This window comes from Alcanivorax sp. HI0083, from assembly GCF_001635175.1.
On record NZ_LWFX01000598.1, the window covers coordinates 1 to 593 of the forward strand.

A 593-nucleotide genomic window follows, 5' to 3' on the forward strand; every position below is an offset into this window, starting at 1 on the left:
AAGGACGCGCTGTCGGCCACCGGCAACAAGGGCGTCACCCGCAAGTTTCCCCACACGCCGGGTATTGATGCCGTGGGTGTGGTTGAAGAGGCCAGTGATGGCCCGTTCAGCGTGGGCGATGCAGTGATTTGCACCGGCTATGATCTGGGCATGAACACCGATGGTGGCTATGCGGAATATATCCGCGTGCCTGCGGAATGGTTGGTGCCTCTACCGGATGGCCTGGCGCCTCGTGATGCCATGCTCTTGGGTACCGCAGGCTTGACTGCGGCACTGAGTGTGGAATCGCTACTCGACACGGGTGTTAACCCGGATCAGGGTCCGGTGCTGGTGACTGGCGCTACTGGCGGCGTAGGCAGTGTCTGCGTGGCGATTCTGGCCAAGCTGGGGTTTGAGGTGGTCGCCGTCAGCGGTAAAACGGATGTCAGTGAATGGCTGGCGGCTCTTGGCGCCGCGCGGATTATTGACCGTGAGGCGTTTCTGGAAAGCGCGGTCAAGCCGATGGCTAAAGAGCAATGGGCTGGTGCGGTGGATTGCGTCGGTGGTGAGATGCTTGCCGCTGCCCTCAAGGGCCTCAAGTATGGTGGCAGTGC

1 protein-coding gene is annotated in these 593 nt (G+C 61.4%); it reads left to right on the plus strand.

Annotated elements, in window-relative coordinates:
- A partial coding sequence (locus A3754_RS06060; protein WP_156496847.1) for a zinc-binding dehydrogenase occupies positions 1-593 on the plus strand: 593 nt, incomplete at both ends.